Annotated in this window: 17 protein-coding genes, 1 riboswitch and 2 other annotated features; of the genes, 12 read left to right on the forward strand and 5 right to left on the reverse strand. The window is 43.2% G+C overall.

Annotated elements, in window-relative coordinates; genetic code table 11:
* Positions 1-120: 120 nt before the first annotated feature.
* Positions 121-1,125, reverse strand: coding sequence for a DNA-binding transcriptional regulator GalR (galR, locus tag D7D54_RS00155; protein WP_020901630.1), 1,005 nt, complete (start codon positions 1,123-1,125; stop codon positions 121-123).
* Between the two features lie 164 nt (positions 1,126-1,289).
* Here galR and D7D54_RS00160 point away from each other — a divergent pair, with 164 nt between their 5' ends.
* The 3 genes from D7D54_RS00160 (at position 1,290) to D7D54_RS00170 (ending at position 4,442) form a co-directional block, all read left to right on the forward strand.
* Entirely contained in the window at positions 1,290-2,468 is a 1,179-nt protein-coding gene (locus tag D7D54_RS00160) for a galactokinase (protein WP_120718558.1), read from the forward strand.
* Positions 2,469-2,486: 18 nt separating this feature from the next.
* Positions 2,487-3,968 carry a UDP-glucose--hexose-1-phosphate uridylyltransferase gene (locus D7D54_RS00165; RefSeq protein ID WP_020901632.1) on the forward strand — a complete coding sequence of 494 codons (1,482 nt, stop codon included), beginning with the start codon at positions 2,487-2,489 and terminating at the stop codon, positions 3,966-3,968.
* Positions 3,969-4,037: 69 nt separating this feature from the next.
* On the forward strand, positions 4,038-4,442 hold the full coding sequence (locus D7D54_RS00170; protein WP_084927231.1) for a PaaI family thioesterase: 405 nt from the start codon (positions 4,038-4,040) through the stop codon (positions 4,440-4,442).
* Positions 4,443-4,474: 32 nt separating this feature from the next.
* Here D7D54_RS00170 and D7D54_RS00175 read toward each other — a convergent pair whose 3' ends face one another.
* The 4 genes from D7D54_RS00175 to D7D54_RS00200 all read right to left on the reverse strand — a co-directional run bounded on the left by D7D54_RS00175 (position 4,475) and on the right by D7D54_RS00200 (position 8,301).
* Positions 4,475-5,737, reverse strand: coding sequence for a nucleobase:cation symporter-2 family protein (locus D7D54_RS00175; protein ID WP_001194477.1), 1,263 nt, complete (start codon positions 5,735-5,737; stop codon positions 4,475-4,477).
* Positions 5,737-6,318, reverse strand: coding sequence for a xanthine phosphoribosyltransferase (locus tag D7D54_RS00180; RefSeq protein WP_000770415.1), 582 nt, complete (start codon positions 6,316-6,318; stop codon positions 5,737-5,739). The genes D7D54_RS00175 and D7D54_RS00180 overlap by 1 nt, the downstream gene beginning before the upstream one ends.
* Before the next feature lie 325 nt (positions 6,319-6,643).
* A riboswitch (purine riboswitch) is annotated at positions 6,644-6,739 on the reverse strand.
* A 336-nt stretch (positions 6,740-7,075) separates the two neighbouring features.
* On the reverse strand, positions 7,076-7,462 hold the full coding sequence (locus tag D7D54_RS00195; RefSeq protein ID WP_120718560.1) for a bleomycin resistance protein: 387 nt from the start codon (positions 7,460-7,462) through the stop codon (positions 7,076-7,078).
* Between the two features lie 11 nt (positions 7,463-7,473).
* Positions 7,474-8,301 (reverse strand): exodeoxyribonuclease III, encoded by an 828-nt coding sequence (locus D7D54_RS00200; RefSeq protein ID WP_049543438.1) that lies wholly within the window; start codon positions 8,299-8,301, stop codon positions 7,474-7,476.
* 133 nt (positions 8,302-8,434) lie between these two features.
* On the opposite strand from D7D54_RS00200, the gene D7D54_RS00205 reads away from it, so the two are divergent.
* The 9 genes from D7D54_RS00205 (at position 8,435) to D7D54_RS00245 (ending at position 19,199) form a co-directional block, all read left to right on the forward strand.
* Positions 8,435-8,890 (forward strand): DUF3290 family protein, encoded by a 456-nt coding sequence (locus tag D7D54_RS00205; RefSeq protein WP_000675328.1) that lies wholly within the window; start codon positions 8,435-8,437, stop codon positions 8,888-8,890.
* Positions 8,887-9,522 carry a DUF421 domain-containing protein gene (locus tag D7D54_RS00210; RefSeq protein WP_000174447.1) on the forward strand — a complete coding sequence of 212 codons (636 nt, stop codon included), beginning with the start codon at positions 8,887-8,889 and terminating at the stop codon, positions 9,520-9,522. The genes D7D54_RS00205 and D7D54_RS00210 overlap by 4 nt, the downstream gene beginning before the upstream one ends.
* A 54-nt stretch (positions 9,523-9,576) precedes the next feature.
* On the forward strand, positions 9,577-11,322 hold the full coding sequence (locus D7D54_RS00215) for an ABC transporter ATP-binding protein (RefSeq protein WP_120718561.1): 1,746 nt from the start codon (positions 9,577-9,579) through the stop codon (positions 11,320-11,322).
* Complete coding sequence (locus tag D7D54_RS00220) at positions 11,312-13,054, forward strand: ABC transporter ATP-binding protein (protein ID WP_120718562.1); 1,743 nt, start codon at positions 11,312-11,314, stop codon at positions 13,052-13,054. Before D7D54_RS00215 ends, D7D54_RS00220 begins: the two co-directional genes overlap by 11 nt.
* A gap of 130 nt (positions 13,055-13,184) precedes the next feature.
* A complete protein-coding gene (locus tag D7D54_RS00225; protein ID WP_120718563.1) occupies positions 13,185-13,877 on the forward strand; it encodes a sugar transferase in 693 nt (230 codons plus the stop codon).
* Positions 13,878-13,919: 42 nt separating this feature from the next.
* Positions 13,920-15,149 (forward strand): DegT/DnrJ/EryC1/StrS family aminotransferase, encoded by a 1,230-nt coding sequence (locus D7D54_RS00230; protein ID WP_120718564.1) that lies wholly within the window; start codon positions 13,920-13,922, stop codon positions 15,147-15,149.
* 34 nt (positions 15,150-15,183) lie between these two features.
* Positions 15,184-15,415, forward strand: a binding site (T-box leader).
* A 66-nt stretch (positions 15,416-15,481) separates the two neighbouring features.
* Complete coding sequence (trpB, locus tag D7D54_RS00235) at positions 15,482-16,660, forward strand: tryptophan synthase subunit beta (RefSeq protein WP_120718565.1); 1,179 nt, start codon at positions 15,482-15,484, stop codon at positions 16,658-16,660.
* Positions 16,657-16,882, forward strand: a binding site (T-box leader). Its footprint overlaps the gene before it by 4 nt.
* A gap of 392 nt (positions 16,883-17,274) precedes the next feature.
* Entirely contained in the window at positions 17,275-18,636 is a 1,362-nt protein-coding gene (gene trpE, locus D7D54_RS00240) for an anthranilate synthase component I (protein WP_120718566.1), read from the forward strand.
* The gene (locus tag D7D54_RS00245; protein WP_120718567.1) at positions 18,633-19,199 is read left to right on the forward strand and encodes an aminodeoxychorismate/anthranilate synthase component II; all 567 of its coding nucleotides are present in this window, start codon (positions 18,633-18,635) and stop codon (positions 19,197-19,199) included. Before trpE ends, D7D54_RS00245 begins: the two co-directional genes overlap by 4 nt.

Below are 19,199 nucleotides of genomic sequence, written 5' to 3' on the forward strand. Positions count from 1 at the left end.
CTTTAAAAGTGAAAAGCGCATAGTGTCAGGCATTAAAAAAACTTGATACTATGCGTTTTATTGTGGGGACATTTACTTCATTTTATCTTGAAATTTAGTTTTTGCCTAGATTCTAATATCTTAATCATTCCTTGTACTTTCTCTTAAAGTCAGTCTGGTTCCCAGCATGGTCAGGCTAGGTATTTTGCGACCGTGGAGTACTTCCTTGTTAAGAATATCCATCCCTGCTCGGCCCATTTCTTCGGTATAGACGGTGATGCTGGAGAGGGGAGGATAGACTTGCTTGGTCAGGCTGGTGTCATTAAAGGAAATAAGGCTGACTCGGTCTGGTAGGCTGATTCCAGCTTCTTGGAGGGCACGGAGGGCACCGATGGCTAAACTATCACTGGCAGCAAAAAATGCTGGTGGCAGTTGGTCTCCTAAGCTCTGAATGGCCTCTTTCATTAAGTCATAGCCAGACTGGGCAGTAAAGCTTCCTTGAAAGACCAGTTCATCATGATAGATTCCTTTTGTTTGACTGTAGTTCTTAAAATTTTCCAGACGTTTATCCTGAATGATTTCTTCTTGGTCTGTTGTCTCCTCAAGACCTGTTAGAATCCCGATACGGTCCATCCCTTGATTGAAGAAATAATCGACAATTTGTTTCATGGCAGTGTAAAAATCCGTGATAATACAAGTATGTCCTAGTGAAAGTGTATCGCTGTCTAGAAAGACAAGAGGCTTTTGGTATTCTTCGAAGGCGGTAATCTGAGCTCGACTAAATTTTCCGATGCAGAGAATTCCAATCACCTCCTCGCTTAGTGTAAAAGGATGGTCATTAAAATAGCGCAAGATATCATAGTCCAGTTCTTGGGCTCTTTTTTCTATGCCTAGGCGAATCTGGTAGTAGTAGAGGTCGTCCAGCTCCCCTTGTTCACTGACCCATTGGATAATGGCAATCTTTTGCTTAGGCTTGTGTGACTCGCCTGTCTTGAGGTGCTTGGTGTAGCCCAGCTCTTCAGCAACGGTTAAAATACGGTGTCTGGTTTCTTCTGTAACAGATAGGCTCTGGTCGCGATTGAGGACGCGGGATACGGTCGCGATAGAGACAGAGGCTAGCTGTGCAATGTCTTTTAAGGTAGCCATAAATCCTCCTTCTTTTAAGTTAGTATATCATATTTTTCTGCTTTTTACCGATAGTTTAGTAAAATTTTAGTAAAAAGGATTGACCTTGGGAAATCCCTTGGATACAATAGAAGAAAACGATTACACGTTAAGGTGACTTAACGGACAGTCAAAGGAGAAATCATATGACACAACATCTTACTGCTGAAGCACTTCGTAAAGACTTTCTTGCTGTTTTTGGTCAAGAAGCAGACCAAACCTTCTTTTCACCAGGTCGTATCAATTTGATTGGTGAACACACGGACTACAACGGTGGACATGTTTTCCCAGCAGCTATTTCCTTGGGAACTTATGGGGCAGCTCGCAAGCGTGACGACCAAGTCTTGCGTTTCTACTCAGCTAATTTTGAGGACAAGGGCATTATCGAAGTGCCTCTCGCTGACCTCAAGTTTGAAAAAGAGCACAATTGGACCAATTATCCAAAAGGAGTTCTTCATTTCTTGCAAGAAGCTGGCCATGTGATTGACAAAGGTTTTGATTTTTATGTTTATGGGAATATCCCAAATGGTGCTGGTTTGTCTTCTTCAGCATCATTGGAACTCTTGACAGGAGTCGTGGCAGAGCATCTCTTTGATTTAAAATTAGAGCGTCTCGATTTGGTTAAAATCGGTAAACAAACAGAAAACAACTTTATCGGCGTAAATTCTGGTATCATGGATCAGTTTGCTATCGGTATGGGGGCTGACCAACGTGCTATTTACCTAGATACTAATACTCTAGAATACGACTTGGTGCCACTTGATTTGAAGGACAATGTCGTTGTTATCATGAACACCAACAAACGCCGTGAATTGGCGGACTCTAAATACAATGAACGCCGTGCTGAGTGTGAAAAAGCAGTGGAAGAGTTGCAAGCTGCCTTGGATATTCAGACCTTGGGTGAATTGGACGAGTGGGCTTTTGACCAATACAGCTATCTGATTAAAGATGAAAATCGTTTGAAACGTGCTCGTCATGCTGTGCTTGAAAACCAACGTACCCTTAAAGCTCAAGCAGTCCTCCAAGCAGGTGATTTGGAAACATTTGGTCGCTTGATGAATGCATCTCACGTTTCTCTGGAGCATGACTATGAAGTAACTGGTTTGGAATTGGATACCTTGGTTCACACAGCTTGGGATCAAGAAGGTGTTCTCGGTGCTCGAATGACAGGTGCTGGTTTTGGTGGCTGTGCCATTGCCTTGGTTCAAAAAGATACTGTTGAGTCCTTTAAGGGAGCTGTAGGCAAACACTACGAGGAAGTAGTTGGATACGCTCCAAGCTTCTATATCGCTGAAGTTGCAGGTGGCACTCGCGTCCTTGACTAGTCAAAAGGAGGCTCTATAGTGACCTTAGTAGATAAATTTGTAACGCATATCATTTTTGAAAGTTCATTTGAGGAAATGGATCGAATCTATCTGACCAATCGTGTTTTGGCACGAGTGGGAGACGGTGTTTTGGAAGTTGAGACCGATCTAGATCAATTGATTGACCTAAAGGACCAACTGGTTGAGGAAGCCGTTCGATTAGAAACGATTAAAGATAGTCAGACTGCGCGTGAGATTCTCGGTGCTGAACTGATGGACTTGATGACCCCTTGTCCCAGTCAGGTCAATCGTGACTTTTGGGAAACCTATGCCCACTCTCCTGAGCAAGCGATAGAGGATTTTTACCAACTCAGTCAGAAGAATGACTACATCAAACTCAAGGCCATTGCTAAGAACATTGCTTACCGTGTTCCATCTGACTACGGAGAACTTGAAATTACCATCAATCTCTCTAAGCCTGAAAAGGATCCCAAAGAGATTGCGGCAGCCAAGTTGGTGCAAGCTAGCAATTATCCTCAGTGTCAGCTTTGTCTAGAGAATGAAGGTTACCATGGTCGGGTTAACCATCCAGCTCGCAGTAACCACCGTATTATCCGTTTTGAAATGGCTGGTCAGGAGTGGGGCTTCCAGTATTCGCCTTATGCCTACTTTAATGAGCACTGTATTTTCTTAGATGGCCAGCATCGTCCCATGGCCATTAGTCGTCAGAGTTTTGAGCGTCTGTTGGCTATCGTAGAGCAGTTTCCAGGCTATTTTGCAGGGTCTAATGCGGACCTGCCAATCGTCGGTGGTTCTATCCTAACCCATGACCACTATCAGGGAGGGCGTCATATCTTTCCTATGGAATTGGCTCCTCTGCAAAAGACCTTCCGATTTACTGGTTTTGAGCAGGTTAAGGCTGGGATTGTCAAGTGGCCTATGTCAGTGTTGCGTTTGACTTCGGATTCCAAAGAAGATTTGATCAACTTAGCTGACAAGATTTTGCAGGAATGGCGCCAGTATTCAGATCCAAGGGTGCAAGTTTTGGCAGAGACAGACGGGACACCGCATCACACCATCACACCCATTGCTCGTAAACGCAATGGACAATTTGAGTTGGACTTGGTTTTACGAGATAATCAAACATCACCAGAACATCCTGATGGCATCTATCATCCCCACAAGGATGTCCAACATATCAAGAAGGAAAATATCGGTTTGATTGAGGTCATGGGCTTGGCTATTTTACCACCTCGTCTGAAAGCAGAAGTGGAGCAAGTCGCTAGCTATCTAGTGGGAGAAGCTGATACAGTTGCCGTTTATCATCAGGAATGGGCAGACCAACTCAGAGCTCACCATCCAGACCTAACGGATAAAGAAAAAGCCCTTAAAATCGTCAAGGACTCTGTGGGTGCTATCTTTGCGCGTGTACTTGAGGATGCAGGAGTCTATAAGCAGACTGAACAAGGACAGTCAGCCTTTATGGGCTTTGTGGAGCAGGTCGGAATTTTGCCAGACTAGGTGCTTTCTCCTTGCACAGTCCTATAAAAAGTAGTATCATAGTGTCGTTTGAAATATCAGGAGGAAACGATGAAAGATTTTCATTTTGACGCTATATCTGCCTTTGAAAATTACGAAATTGAACAAATGAGAGATGGTCACGTTGTGGTAACGACAAAAGTAGTCAACTCATCGCTCAACTACTATGGCAATGCCCATGGTGGTTATCTCTTTACCCTTTGTGACCAGATTAGTGGTTTGGTAGTCATCTCGCTAGGACTAGATGGAGTGACGCTCCAATCCTCTATCAACTACCTCAAAGCAGGAAAACTCGACGATGTATTGACCATTAAAGGAGAATGTGTCCATCAAGGTCGTACAACCTGTGTAGTGGATGTGGATATCACCAATCAAGAGGGCAGAAATGTCTGCAAAGCAACCTTCACTATGTTTGTCACAGGCCAGAGGTCAGAAGATAGACAGGTAAGGATATAGATAAACAAAAAAGAGGCTCGCACCTCTTTTTATTATTTCTTTTTATGATTTAATACGGCATTGAGGACAATGGCAAGTAGGCTGGCTACGACGATTCCGTTTGAGAAGAACATTTGGAAGGCTGTCGGCATGCTGACAAAGAGATTACTGTTGTTGAGTCCGACACCTGCAGCGATTGAAACTGCTGCGATAAGGAAGTTGTGTTCATTGTTAGCAAAGTCAACACGGGCGAGGATTTGCATCCCTTGAATAGATACAAAACCAAACATCACCAGCATAGCACCACCGAGGACAGGGCTCGGAATGATTTGGGCAAGGGCACCAAACTTAGGAAGGAGTCCAAGGAGAACGAGGAAACCAGCTGCGTAGTAGATTGGCAGGCGAGTCTTGATACCTGATAATTTAACCAAACCAACGTTTTGTGAAAATCCTGTGTAAGGGAAGGTGTTAAAGATTCCTCCGAGAAGTACGGCCAAACCTTCTGCGCGGTAACCGTTGCGCAGGCGCGTGCTGTCGATTGGGTCTTTTGTGATATCAGACAAGGCTAGGTAAACACCAGTAGACTCAACCATAGACACCGTTGCGATGATACACATCATGACAATAGATGAGATTTCAAAGGTTGGCATCCCAAAGTAGAGTGGAGTTGGGACATGGACAAGAGGTGCTGCTGCAACAGGAGAGAAGTCCACCAAACCCATGCTAGCAGCAATGGCAGTTCCAACAACCAAACCAATCAAAATAGAGATAGATTTGATAAATCCTTTGGTAAAGATATTAATCAAGAGGATAATCAAAACAGTGATAGCTGCAAGCAAGAGACTTTGACCAGTTGGCTCTGGAACGTTATTTCCCATATTTCCAATAGCGACAGGAATCAAGGTTAAACCAATCGTGGTAATAACAGATCCTGTTACGATAGATGGGAAGAGATTGGCCACTTTTGAGAAGATGCCTGAAACAAGAACCACGTAAATCCCTGATGCGATAAGGGCACCAAACATAGCACCACTACCATGGCTTTGCCCAATCATAATCAAGGGAGCGACCGACTGGAATGCAACTCCGAGCACGACTGGTAGTCCAATTCCAAAGTATTTGTTGAGTTGGAGTTGGAGGAAGGTTGCCACCCCACACATGAAGATATCTGTGGAAATCAGGTAGGTTAACTGCTCAGCCGAATAGCCAAGGGCTGTCGCAATCATGATGGGAACTAGGATAGATCCTGAGTACATGGCTAGTAAGTGCTGCAAGCCAAGAACGGCTGCTTGCGAGTGTTTTTCTTGAGTTTGCATTAGAGATCTGCCTCCTTAAATACGACCTGACCATTTTCAAAACGATCTAAACGAGCAAGTGATAGGACAGGATAGCCTGCTTTTTCAAGCAAATCACGGCCATCTTGGAAAGATTTTTCAATCACAATACCGATAGCTTCGACTGTTGCTCCAGCCTGTTCGATGATTTGAATCAAGCCTTTAGCGGCTTGGCCATTAGCAAGGAAATCGTCGATAATCAAGACCTTGTCCTCTGGTGAGAGGAATTTTCCAGCGATGGAAACGGTGCTGGTTACTTGCTTGGTAAAGGAGTAGACTTCTGCAGTTAAGATTCCTTCGTTCATAGTGATGTTCTTAGCTTTTTTGGCGAAAATCATAGGGACATTTAAGGCTTCAGCTGTAAAAACAGCTGGGGCAATACCCGACGCTTCAATGGTTACGACCTTGGTAATGCCAGCAGAAGCAAATTTTTCCGCAAAGACCTTACCGATTTCTCGCATCAGGCTAAAGTCAACTTGGTGGGTTAAAAAGGAATCCACCTTGAGGATGTTATCACCCAAGATATGCCCATCCTTGAGGATGCGCTCTTCTAATAATTTCATAAGACCTCCTAAAGTCTAAAAGCCAGTTTACTTGTTGATTAAATGTTTCTATAGTGATCCAGTTTGCTAGTACTATATATTTGATAAAACTAGTACGAGCGAAGCGAGTCTTATCAAATATTTCCCGTTGTAGTGGTATCCTAGACAATAATCTTGTTATTGTCTAGGACGGGATTTTTGAGACTTTTGGCTCAAAAATTAGGGATGAAATTCCGGAGGAAGTTGCTCCCGTCCGCACTAATTAAGGGAAATATTAAAAATATTCAAAAAGGACTTACTTAATCTCTAAGCAAGTCCCCAAAATAGGCATGGCAAAAACGACCATACCTCACTCTGACTTACTTATTGTTAGGTGTTCCGGCACCTTGTAGAAACGTCGTGCCAATTCACGACATAAACAAGTAAAATGATATTCAATTTAATATAGGCTTGTGCTAATGTTTTTATTTTACACTAAATAACTTTAGAAATCAAATGTTTTGTTAGTGTTTTGGTTTTAAAAGCGAACAAAATGAAGAAAAATAGACAAATTTTCAATTGTAAGCTAACATTTGTACTCAATGAAAATCAAAGAGCAAAGTAGGAAGCTAGCCGCAGGCTGTACTTGAGTACGGTAAGGCGACGCTGACGTGGTTTGAATTTGATTTTCGAAGAGTATTAGAAGATTTTTTCATCATAAAAGACATATTATCAAGATTTTTCAAGACTTGACAATATGCCTTTTTAACTTTAAAGACTTTACCCAGTCTCTATTATTCTACTCGCTAAATCTTAAAAAATAGCCATCTGGATCCAAAACTGCAAATTCATGGGGATATATAAAGCTATCTCCTACTCGAAATTCTCTTTTTGTCAGGGGACGATGGATAGGATAGTCAGCTTCCAGCAGTTTTTGGTGGAGCTGAGGAACATCTGCAATGCCAAAGGAAATATTGACACCGCGCCCGAAAGGATAGGTCAGTTCAGCTAGTTGGTCCTTTGGCCCCTCCTCTAGCATTAGCTGGCAATCTTCAAGAGAAAGGAAGAGAAAGTTTTCTTCCGGGCGCTCATATTCAATCCTAAAGCCGAGTAAATCACAGTAGAAGGAACGAGACTGTTCCATATTCGATACAAGAAACTCGGGAATCACTGCATTATAGTCCATATAGAAAATCCTTACAGGTCAATTTCCAAGACAATCGGTGTGTGGTCTTGGCGAGCACCAGAATCAATCATGTCAGACTTGGTCACCTTGTCAGCGATGCGGTTACTTGTGAGCCAGTAGTCGATTCTCCAGCCTGTATTGTTGATTTTAGAAGTCTTGCTGCGTTGCGCCCACCAAGTGTAACGTTCAGGCACATCGCCGTGAACATGACGGAAGGTGTCTGTAAATCCAGTTGCCAAGAGGTTGGTAAATCCAGCACGTTCTTCGTCGGTAAATCCTGGTGAACGGCGGTTGCTAGCAGGATTTGCAAGGTCGATTTCATTGTGGGCTACGTTGTAGTCACCAGTTGCAAGAACTGGTTTTTCTTTGTCTAGTTCAGCCAAGTACTCTGCATATTTGATGTCCCAGATTTGACGTTCTTCCAAGCGTTTGAGTCCATCACCAGCATTTGGTGTGTAAACTTGGGTCACGAAAAATTCATCAAATTCCAAGGTGATGATGCGACCTTCCAAGTCCATGGTAGAAGGAGCACCGATTTCTGGGAAAGTGACAGTGGGTGTGAGATCTTTCTTATAGAGGAACATAGTACCAGCATAGCCTTTGCGGGCAGGCTCTTGGGAAGAACGCCAGGTGTTTTCGTAGCCTGGGAAGAGTTCTTCTAAAACTTCTAGGTGTTTTTTTGTTGGGCCCTTGGCAGAAAGCTTGGTTTCTTGGATAGCAATGATATCAGCATTTTCTGCCACAAGGGTTTGTAGGACTTCTTGGGACAATTTGGCACGAGCTGAGTCACTAGTTAGGGCAGCATTGAGGGAATCAATATTCCATGAGATAAGTTTCATAAAGTTACCTTTTTCATTCAGATTATAGATTTTATTATACCAAAAAAAGGTCTATTTCCCCAACGTATGGCTTGAAAAATCACTCTCTTTCGTTTATAATGAAGAATGATTTTATGAAAGGGAGTGAAAATAAATGAAATTTTACTCATATGACTATGTACTTAGCCAAATCAGTCAGCAAAATGGCATCATGATTGGCTTTGGGATTGTGCTCCTAGCTATCACAGGATTTTTTGCTTTTAAGGCTTATCGTGATAAAAAGGGAACTAAGTTTCGTGAATTGGTCATGATTTTGGCCTTGACTTTGGTAGCCATGCTTTTGGTAACAATCTCAAAATACCAGACCAATCAAGCCTCTAACAATCAATTTCAAACTTCCCTTCATTTCATAGAGGTCATTTCTAAAGACTTGGGAGTGGATAAATCAGAAGTTTATGTCAATACTTCAGCTGCCACTGATGGAGCACTTATCAAGGTAGGTTCAAATTTCTATCGTGCCATGAACGGGAGCCAACCAGACAAGTATCTTTTAGAGAAATTAGAATTGCATCAAACAGACGCTATTGAATTGGTGGAGGTAAACAAATGACACTCAACTACATGGAAATTTTAATCAAACTGGCCTTGGGTCTTTTCTCGCTTGTTTTTGTTATCAATGTGACAGGAAAGGGGAATCTGGCACCTAACTCTGCGACAGACCAAATTCAGAACTATGTTCTCGGTGGTATCATTGGTGGGGTGATTTACAATAGTTCTATCAGTATTCTCCAGTATGCAGTGATTTTGATGATGTGGACGATTTTGGTCTTGACCCTCAAGTGGCTCAATAACAATGTTCGTTTTGTCAAACGCTTGATTGATGGGAAACCGACTCTGCTCATCAAAAATGGGCAGATTGACCCAGAAGCCTGTCGTTCAGTTGGTTTGTCTGCGGCAGATGTTGCTCTCAAACTTCGTAGCCAAGGAATTTTCCAGATGAAGCAAGTTAAACGAGCTGTGCAAGAGCAAAATGGCCAACTCATCGTGGTCCAAATGGGAGATGAAAATCCTAAGTATCCAGTTGTGACTGACGGTGTGATCCAAGTAGATGTTTTGGAATCGATTGGTCGTAGCGAAGAGTGGTTGCTTGATAACCTCAACAAGCAAGGACATGACAATGTAGCTAATATCTTTATCGCTGAGTATGACAAGGGTGCCGTTACAGTCGTAACCTATGAATAAGAAAAACCTGGGGTCTTGGCCTCAGGTTTCAATTTGCAATCAGAAAGGGATTTTATGTCCATTATTCAAAAACTTTGGTGGTTTTTCAAGTTAGAAAAACGCCGTTATCTAGTCGGGATTGTGGCCCTGGTTTTGGTTTCCGTCCTCAACCTCATTCCCCCCATGGTTATGGGGCGGGTCATTGATGCTATCACATCGGGGCAATTAACCCAGCAGGACCTCCTTCTTGACCTATTTTACTTGCTTCTTGCGGCCTTTGGGATGTACTATCTGCGCTATGTTTGGCGGATGTATATCCTTGGGACTTCCTACCGTCTGGGACAGATTATGCGCTCTCGCTTGTTTGAGCATTTCACAAAAATGTCTCCAGCCTTTTATCAAACCTATAGGACGGGGGACCTGATGGCACACGCAACCAACGATATCAATGCCTTAACGCGTCTGGCAGGGGGAGGGGTTATGTCAGCGGTTGATGCCTCAATCACAGCTTTAGTGACCTTGTTGACCATGCTCTTTAGCATTTCATGGCAGATGACCTTGGTTGCCATTCTTCCCCTGCCTTTCATGGCTTATGCGACCAGTCGTCTAGGGAGAAAGACCCACAAGGCCTTTGGCGAATCCCAAGCTGCCTTTTCTGAACTCAATAACAAGGTGCAGGAGTCCGTATCAGGTATTAAAGTGACCAAGTCTTTCGGGTACCAGGCGGACGAGCTCAAGTCCTTTCAGGCAGTCAATGAATTGACCTTCCAAAAGAATCTCCAAACCATGAGATACGATAGTCTCTTTGACCCCATGGTTCTCTTGTTTGTTGGTTCCTCCTATGTTTTAACGCTTTTGGTGGGCTCTTTGATGGTTCAGGAGGGGCAGATTACCGTTGGGAATCTAGTTACCTTTATCAGCTACTTGGATATGCTAGTTTGGCCTCTTATGGCCATCGGCTTCCTCTTTAATATTACCCAGCGAGGGAAGGTTTCTTACCAGCGGATTGAGGAACTTTTGTCTCAGGAATCACCTGTACAAGACCCTGAGTTTCCTCTAGACAGTATTGAAAATGGGCGCTTGCAGTATGTCATTGATAGCTTTGCCTTTGAAAATGAGGAAACACTGACAAATGTTCACTTTAGTCTGGAAAAAGGGCAAACATTGGGCTTGGTTGGTCAAACAGGCTCTGGAAAAACGTCCTTGATTAAGCTCCTCTTACGTGAATACGATGTGGATAAGGGTGCTATTTACCTAAACGGTCATAATATTCGTGACTATCGTCTGACAGATCTTCGTAGTCTTATGGGCTATGTTCCTCAGGACCAGTTCCTCTTTGCGACTTCTATTTTAGACAATATCCGATTTGGCAATCCTAACTTGCCCCTTTCAGCGGTCGAGGAAGCGACTAAGCTAGCTCAAGTTTATCAAGACATTGTAGACATGCCTCAAGGATTTGATACACTGATTGGTGAAAAGGGAGTCAGTCTTTCTGGAGGTCAAAAGCAGCGTCTGGCCATGAGTCGAGCTATGATTTTAGACCCTGATATCTTGATTTTAGACGATTCTTTGTCCGCCGTGGATGCCAAGACAGAGTATGCGATTATCGACAACCTCAAGGAGACGCGAAAGGACAAGACAACCATTATTACGGCTCATCGCCTCAGTGCAGTTGTCCATGCAGATCTAATCTTGGTTCTGCAAAATGGTCAAATTATTGAACAGGGCACACACGAAGACTTGCTAGCTTTGGATGGCTGGTATGCCCAAACCTACCAGTCTCAGCAGCTGGAAATGAAAGGAGAAGAAGATGCAGAATAAGAAAGAACAATGGACTGTATTGAAGCGCTTGATGTCCTATCTCAAGCCTTACGGCCTCCTGACCTTTTTGGCACTCAGTTTTCTCCTAGCGACGACGGTCATTAAAAGTGTCATTCCCCTTGTGGCTTCCCACTTTATCGACCAGTATCTGAGTAATCTTAACCAACTAGCCATTACCGTTTTGCTGGCCTACTATGGCCTTTATATTCTACAAACTGTAGTTCAGTATGTCGGTAATCTTCTCTTTGCGCGGGTATCCTACAGCATCGTTAGGGATATTCGTCGGGATGCCTTTTCCAATATGGAGAAGCTGGGCATGTCTTACTTTGACAAGACGCCAGCAGGCTCTATCGTCTCTCGTTTGACAAATGATACCGAGACCATCAGTGATATGTTTTCAGGGATTTTATCTAGCTTTATCTCAGCAGTTTTCATCTTTCTGACAACTCTTTATACCATGTTGGTTCTGGATTTTCGTTTGACAGCATTAGTATTGCTCTTTCTCCCCTTGATTTTCCTTTTGGTCAATCTCTATCGGAAAAAATCATTGAAAATCATTGAAAAAACCAGAAGTCTCTTGTCTGATATCAATAGCAAGCTGGCTGAAAATATCGAGGGAATCAGGATTATCCAGGCCTTTAATCAAGAGAAGCGCCTGCAGGCAGAATTTGATGAGATTAATCAAGAACACTTGGTCTATGCCAACCGTTCTGTAGCCTTGGATGCCCTCTTTTTGCGCCCTGCCATGAGTTTGCTAAAACTCCTAGGATATGCAGTTTTAATGGCGTATTTTGGCTACCGTGGACTTTATCTGGGAATAACAGCAGGGACCATGTATGCCTTTATCCAGTATATCAATCGCCTCTTTGATCCCTTGATTGAGGTGACGCAAAACTTTTCAACCCTTCAAACGTCTATGGTTTCTGCAGGCCGTGTTTTTGCCTTAATCGATGAGAGAAACTATGAGCCCCTTCAAGAAAATGGCCAAGCTGAGATCAAAGAAGGCAATATCCGTTTTGAACACGTGTGTTTCTCATATGATGGCAAACACCCGATTCTGGATGATATTTCTTTTTCTGTTAACAAGGGTGAAACCATTGCCTTTGTGGGTCATACAGGTTCAGGGAAATCATCTATTATCAATGTCCTCATGCGCTTTTATGAATTTCAGTCAGGGCGAGTTCTCTTGGATGGTGTGGACATTAGGGACTACAGTCAGGAAGAACTGAGAAAAAATATTGGGCTGGTCTTGCAGGATCCCTTCCTCTATCATGGAACCATCAAATCCAATATCACCATGTACCAAAATCTTAGTGATGAGCAGGTACAGGCTGCAGCTAGCTTCGTGGATGCAGATTCCTTTATTCAAGAACTTCCTCTGGGCTATGATGCTCCTGTGTCTGAGCGTGGTTCGAGCTTCTCTACTGGTCAGCGCCAGCTTCTTGCCTTTGCTAGAACAGTCGCCAGTCGGCCTAAAATCTTGATTTTGGATGAAGCGACAGCTAATATTGACTCTGAAACAGAAAGTCTGGTTCAAGCTTCACTAGCTAAGATGAGACAGGGACGGACAACCATTGCCATTGCCCACCGTCTTTCTACTATCCAAGACGCCAACTGTATCTATGTATTGGACAAGGGACGCATTATCGAGAGTGGTACTCATGAGGAACTCTTGGCTCTGGGAGGAACCTATCACAAGATGTATAGCTTGCAGGCAGGGGCTATGTCCTAATACTCTTTGATTTTCATTGAGTGTAAGAAGGAAATCCTTCAAATTACAGATTTCTTTCACCGCCTTTTCCATTTTGTGGTATAATGAAAAATGTTGACAAATAGTATAATAAAAACAAAGGAGAAACAGCATGCTGAAATGGGAAGACTTGCCCGTGGAAATGAAATCAAGCGAGGTTGAGTCTTACTACCAGCTTGTCTCTAAAAGGAAGGGTTCGCTGATTTTCAAGCGTTGTTTGGACTGGGTTCTAGCCTTGGTCTTACTGGTTCTGACCTCTCCCCTCTTTCTCATCTTGAGCATTTGGATCAAGTTGGATAGTAAGGGGCCAGTGATTTACAAGCAAGAGCGCGTGACCCAGTATAACCGTCGGTTCAAGATTTGGAAGTTCCGTACCATGGTGACGGATGCGGATAAAAAAGGGAGTCTGGTGACTTCTGCTAACGATAGCCGCATTACCAAGGTTGGTAATTTCATCCGCCGTGTGCGTTTGGACGAACTGCCTCAGCTGGTCAATGTCCTTAAAGGCGAAATGTCTTTTGTTGGTACGCGACCTGAAGTGCCACGTTACACAGAGCAGTATAGCCCTGAAATGATGGCGACCTTGCTCTTGCCAGCAGGGATTACCTCTCCAGCCAGCATCAACTACAAGGATGAGGACACCATCATCAGTCAAATGACGGAGAAAGGTCTATCAGTTGACCAAGCCTATGTTGAACACGTCCTTCCTGAAAAGATGCGCTATAACCTCGACTATCTCCGAGAATTTAGTTTTCTTGGAGACATCAAAATCATGTTTCAAACCGTGTTTGAAGTACTAAAATAAAGTAGTCATGAGGAAATGAGTACAGATAAAAGGAGCAAATCAATGCCAAATTACAATATTCCATTTTCACCACCCGATATTACGGAAGCAGAAATTGCTGAAGTAGCGGATACCCTGCGTTCTGGTTGGATCACAACAGGTCCTAAGACAAAAGAACTAGAGCGCCGCTTGTCTCAATACACACAGACACCTAAGACTGTCTGTCTCAACTCTGCGACAGCCGCTCTGGAGTTGATTTTGCGTGTTTTGAAAGTGGGTCCTGGAGATGAAGTCATCGTTCCAGCTATGACTTATACAGCTTCATGTAGTGTCATCACTCACGTAGGAGCGACCCCTGTCATGGTGGATATTCAAGCAGATACGTTTGAGATGGATTATGACTTGCTGGAGCAAGCCATCACTGAAAAGACTAAGGTGATTATCCCAGTAGAGCTCGCAGGGATTGTTTGCGACTACGACCGTTTGTTCCAAGTAGTGGAGAAGAAACGTGACCTCTTTACTGCTTCAAGCAAGTGGCAAAAGGCCTTTAACCGTATTGTGATTGTCTCTGATAGTGCCCACGCTTTGGGATCTACTTATAAAGGACAACCAGCTGGTTCTATCGCTGACTTTACTTCCTTCTCTTTCCATGCCGTTAAGAACTTTACAACTGCAGAAGGTGGAAGTGCGACTTGGAAAGCCAATCCAGCGATTGATGACGAAGAAATGTACAAGGAATTCCAAATTCTTTCCCTTCACGGGCAAACTAAGGATGCTCTTGCTAAGATGCAGCTGGGTTCATGGGAATACGACATCGTAACCCCAGCCTACAAGTGCAATATGACCGATATTATGGCATCACTTGGATTGGTACAATTGGACCGTTACCCAAGTTTGCTACAACGTCGTAAGGACATTGTGGACCGCTATGATCGTGGTTTTGCAGGTTCTCGCATCCATCCTTTGGCACACAAGACTGAAACTGTCGAATCTTCACGCCACCTCTACATCACCCATGTAGAAGGAGCAAGCTTAGAAGAACGCAATCTTATCATCCAAGAATTGGCCAAAGCAGGAATTGCAAGTAATGTCCACTACAAACCGCTTCCGCTCTTGACAGCCTATAAGAATCTTGGCTTTGATATGGCGAATTATCCTAAGGCCTATGCCTTCTTTGAAAATGAAATTACGCTCCCTCTTCATACTAAACTAAGCGATGAAGAAGTGGACTATATCATTGAGACTTTCAAAACAGTTTCTGAAAAAGTGCTAGCTTTATCAAAAAAATTGTAAAAAAGTCTTGACAAAGAAAAAACAAAGTATTAAAATAAGTTCAACAAATCAGAAAAGTAACTATTTTTGATCTTCAGGGAGCCTGTGGTGATTGTGAACAGGTGGTTGGAAGTAGTGAAAGTGGGCTGATTTTGAAAATGAATTTGAAACAATGAAAATTCGGTGCGCACACCTTACAGTGCAACTTGTTGTTAGACAAGGTAGAGATGTAAAGGGGAATATTCCCTTTATAATTGAGGTGGCACCGCGTTACCAACGCCCTCACGCAGAGTAATTTTCTGTGTGTGGGCTTTTTTCATATCTTGGAACCAATACAGAAAGAGGAAAATTTTATGACAACTAAAGGTTATTTTGGACAATTTGGTGGTAGTTTTGTACCGGAGCCGATTCAGGCTTTGTTGGATGAGTTGGAAGTGACATTTGACAAGTATAAGGATGATCCAGAGTTTTTGGCAGAATTTCGCCATTACTTGAAGGACTATTCCGGTCGCGAAACACCGCTCTATTTTGCGGAAAGTTTGACAGACCACTTAGGTGGAGCTAAGATTTATCTCAAGCGCGAAGACCTTAACCACCTTGGTTCTCACAAACTCAACAACGTTTTAGGGCAAATTCTTCTGGCTAAACGTATGGGTAAAAAACGGGTTATCGCAGAGACAGGAGCTGGTCAGCACGGTGTTGCGACTGCAGCAGCTGCAGCCAAGTTTGGTATGGCTTGTGATGTCTACATGGGAGCAGAAGATGTGGAGCGTCAACGTCTCAATGTTTTCCGTATGGAGATGATGGGAGCAACTGTTCACGCAGTTGAAACGGGGACACGAACTCTTAAGGATGCGGTTGATGCATCCTTTGGAGCATGGATGAATGATTTGGAAGCCTTCTACGTTTTGGGATCTGCTGTGGGACCTCACCCTTATCCAACAATTGTCCATGAGTTCCAGAAAGTCATCAGTGAAGAATCTCGCCGTCAAATCTTAGAAAAAGAAGGCCGTTTACCAGACTACGTTATTGCCTGTGTAGGTGGTGGTTCCAATGCCATCGGTGCTTTTTCTCAGTATGTAGCTGATGAAGCAGTCAAATTGGTTGGGGTCGAAGCTGCTGGTCACGGACTTGATACAGACAAGCACGCAGCTACTATGACAAAAGGTAGCATCGGAATTGTCGACGGAATGAAGACCTATGCAGTCTTTAAAGAAGATGGAGAGCTGGCTCCAGTTTACTCTATCTCAGCTGGTTTGGACTATCCAGGTGTTGGTCCAGAACACGCCTACTTCAAAGACTCAGGTCGCGTGGAATATGTGGCTGCGACGGATGAAGAAGCTGTTCAAGCCCTGCTCCTTCTCAGCAAGACAGAAGGAATTATCCCAGCGATTGAAAGCTCACACGCTATCGCAGAAGCGGTTAAACGTGCACCAAAACTAAGTAAAGATGAGATTATCATCATCAATGTCTCTGGTCGTGGAGACAAGGATGTAGCTGCGATTGCAGACTACCTAGAAGCTAAAAAATAATAGATGGAAAAATTACATTCCTTTCTCTCACAGAGAGCTTGTGGTTGCTGGAAACAAGCAGAGAAAACTGTAAGGTTGGGTCCATCTAAAACGAGAGAAGAAAACATAATTCTCAAGGGAGTGCCCTTTATCGCACAGCCTGTTACAGGAGGTATCTGAGACAGGAATGAGAGATAGGAGAAATCCTATAATTGAGGTGGCACCGCGAATTTCGTCCTCACGCAAGTTATTTTGCGTGGGGATTTTTACATATTTATTATAGGTCCAGTTATTCAGTTTTAAATTATTTTTAATCATTAAACAGACTGCTACAAAAAATTTGCGAACGAAGTGAGCTTTTAAAAGATATTTCCCGCCATAGTGGTATTCTAGAGAAGCAAAGATGCTTCTCTAGAACGGAATTTTTGAGAGTAAAATAGTTCGGGGAACTATTTTAGCCTGAGCCTAGAAATGAATGAGCGAGGAGCTCAAAAATTAGGTCTTTCATTTCATGGATTTCTAAAATCATCCACTGGATAATTTTACCTCCCGTCCGCACTATTTAAGGGAAATAGAAAAAAATCATAAATCAAGACTAAAAGTCTACAAAGAAAAAAATCGAAAGGGAAATTACAATGGAACGAATCATTCATGGAGATGTCTTATCACCAATCTTGGCTTATATGCGCCTAAAGGGGCAACACAAGGTTATCTTAGAGAGTATTCCGAGAGACAAGGAAACCGCTCGTTTTTCTATCTTAGCTTATAATCCAGTTTTTGAGATTAAGTTTGAAAATGGGATTCTTTATCAAAATGGTCAAGTGATTGATCGTGATTCCTTGGATTTTCTTTATGAAGTGACTCATAAGAGCCAGCACCATTCAGACCTCCCTTTTGGTGGTGGGGCAATTGGTTTTGTTGGTTACGATATGATTTCGCTTTATGAAGAAATTGGTCAAATTCCTGAGGATACAATTGGGACGCCAGACATGCATTTCTTCGTCTATGAGAGTTACATGGTCTTTGACCACAAGAAGGAAAAAATCCATGTCATCGAGGATGCTCTTTATAGCGAGCGCAGTCAAGAAGACTTGGAAAAAGCCTTGAACCAAGTGCTTGAGGAATTACGCATTCCTGCTCCAAATGAATTTGAAGACTTGGATCTATCTCCGTTAGACTTCAAACCCCATATCGCTCCTCAGAAGTTTGAGGAAATGGTGGAAACAGCTCGTGATTTGATTCGTAACGGGGATATGTTCCAATGTGTACTTAGCCAGCGTTTCTCAGCAGAAGTGACTGGAAATCCATTTGACTTCTACAGAAATCTCCGCGTGACCAATCCATCTAATTACCTTTATTTCTATGACTTTGGTGATTATCAAATCATCGGTGCTAGTCCAGAAAGTTTGGTTTCTGTTAAAAATGGCACCGTGACAACCAATCCGATTGCAGGGACACGACCAAGAGGCGCTACGGAAGAAGAGGATAAGGCTTTGGCGACAGACCTGCTTTCTGATGAAAAGGAAACAGCAGAGCATCGAATGTTAGTAGACTTGGGACGTAATGATATTGGTCGCATCTCTGAAACGGCCAGTGTTCAAGTCACCAAGTATATGGAAGTAGAGCTCTTCCGCTACGTCATGCATTTGACCAGTGTTGTCAAGGGGCGCTTGCTTCCAGAACTCACTGCTATGGATGCCTTGAAATCAACACTTCCTGCTGGAACAGTTTCTGGAGCACCAAAGATTCGAGCTATGAGACGGATCTATGAACTGGAAACAGAAAAACGGGGCGTATACGCAGGAGCAATCGGTTACTTGTCTGCGACGGGCGATATGGACTTCGCCATTGCCATTCGAACTATGATTCTCAAAAATCAAACAGCCTATGTGCAGGCTGGGGCAGGAATTGTCTACGATTCTGTCGCCCAAAATGAATACCAAGAAACCATTAACAAGGCTAAATCTATGACTAGAATTGGAGAACTAAGACCATGATTTTATTGATTGACAACTATGATTCTTTTACCTATAACTTGGCTCAATACATTGGAAATTTTGCAGAAGTTCAGGTCTTGAGAAATGATGATCCTAAGCTTTACGAAGAAGCTGAAAAAGCAGACGGTCTGGTCTTTTCTCCTGGTCCTGGTTGGCCGGTTGATGCTGGAAAGATGGAAGATATGATTCGTGACTTTGCTGGCAAAAAGCCGATTCTTGGGATTTGTCTGGGTCACCAGGCCATCGCAGAAGTCTTTGGTGGTAAGCTTGGCTTAGCTCCCAAAGTCATGCATGGGAAACAGAGCAATATCAGCTTTGAAGCGCCATCTGTTTTGTATCAAGGTATTGAGGATGGCCGTGCGGTCATGCGTTACCACAGTATTTTGATTGAAGAAATGCCAGAAGACTTTGAGGTGACAGCTCGTTCGACTGATGACCAAGCTATTATGGGGATTCAACATAAAACATTTCCAATTTATGGCTTCCAGTACCATCCAGAGAGTATTGGAACGCCAGACGGCTTGTCTTCTATTCGAAATTTTATCGAGAAGGTTGTAAAGTGA

It is taken from the genome of Streptococcus chosunensis, from assembly GCF_003626515.1.
GTDB classification, from domain to species: Bacteria; Bacillota; Bacilli; order Lactobacillales; family Streptococcaceae; genus Streptococcus; species Streptococcus chosunensis.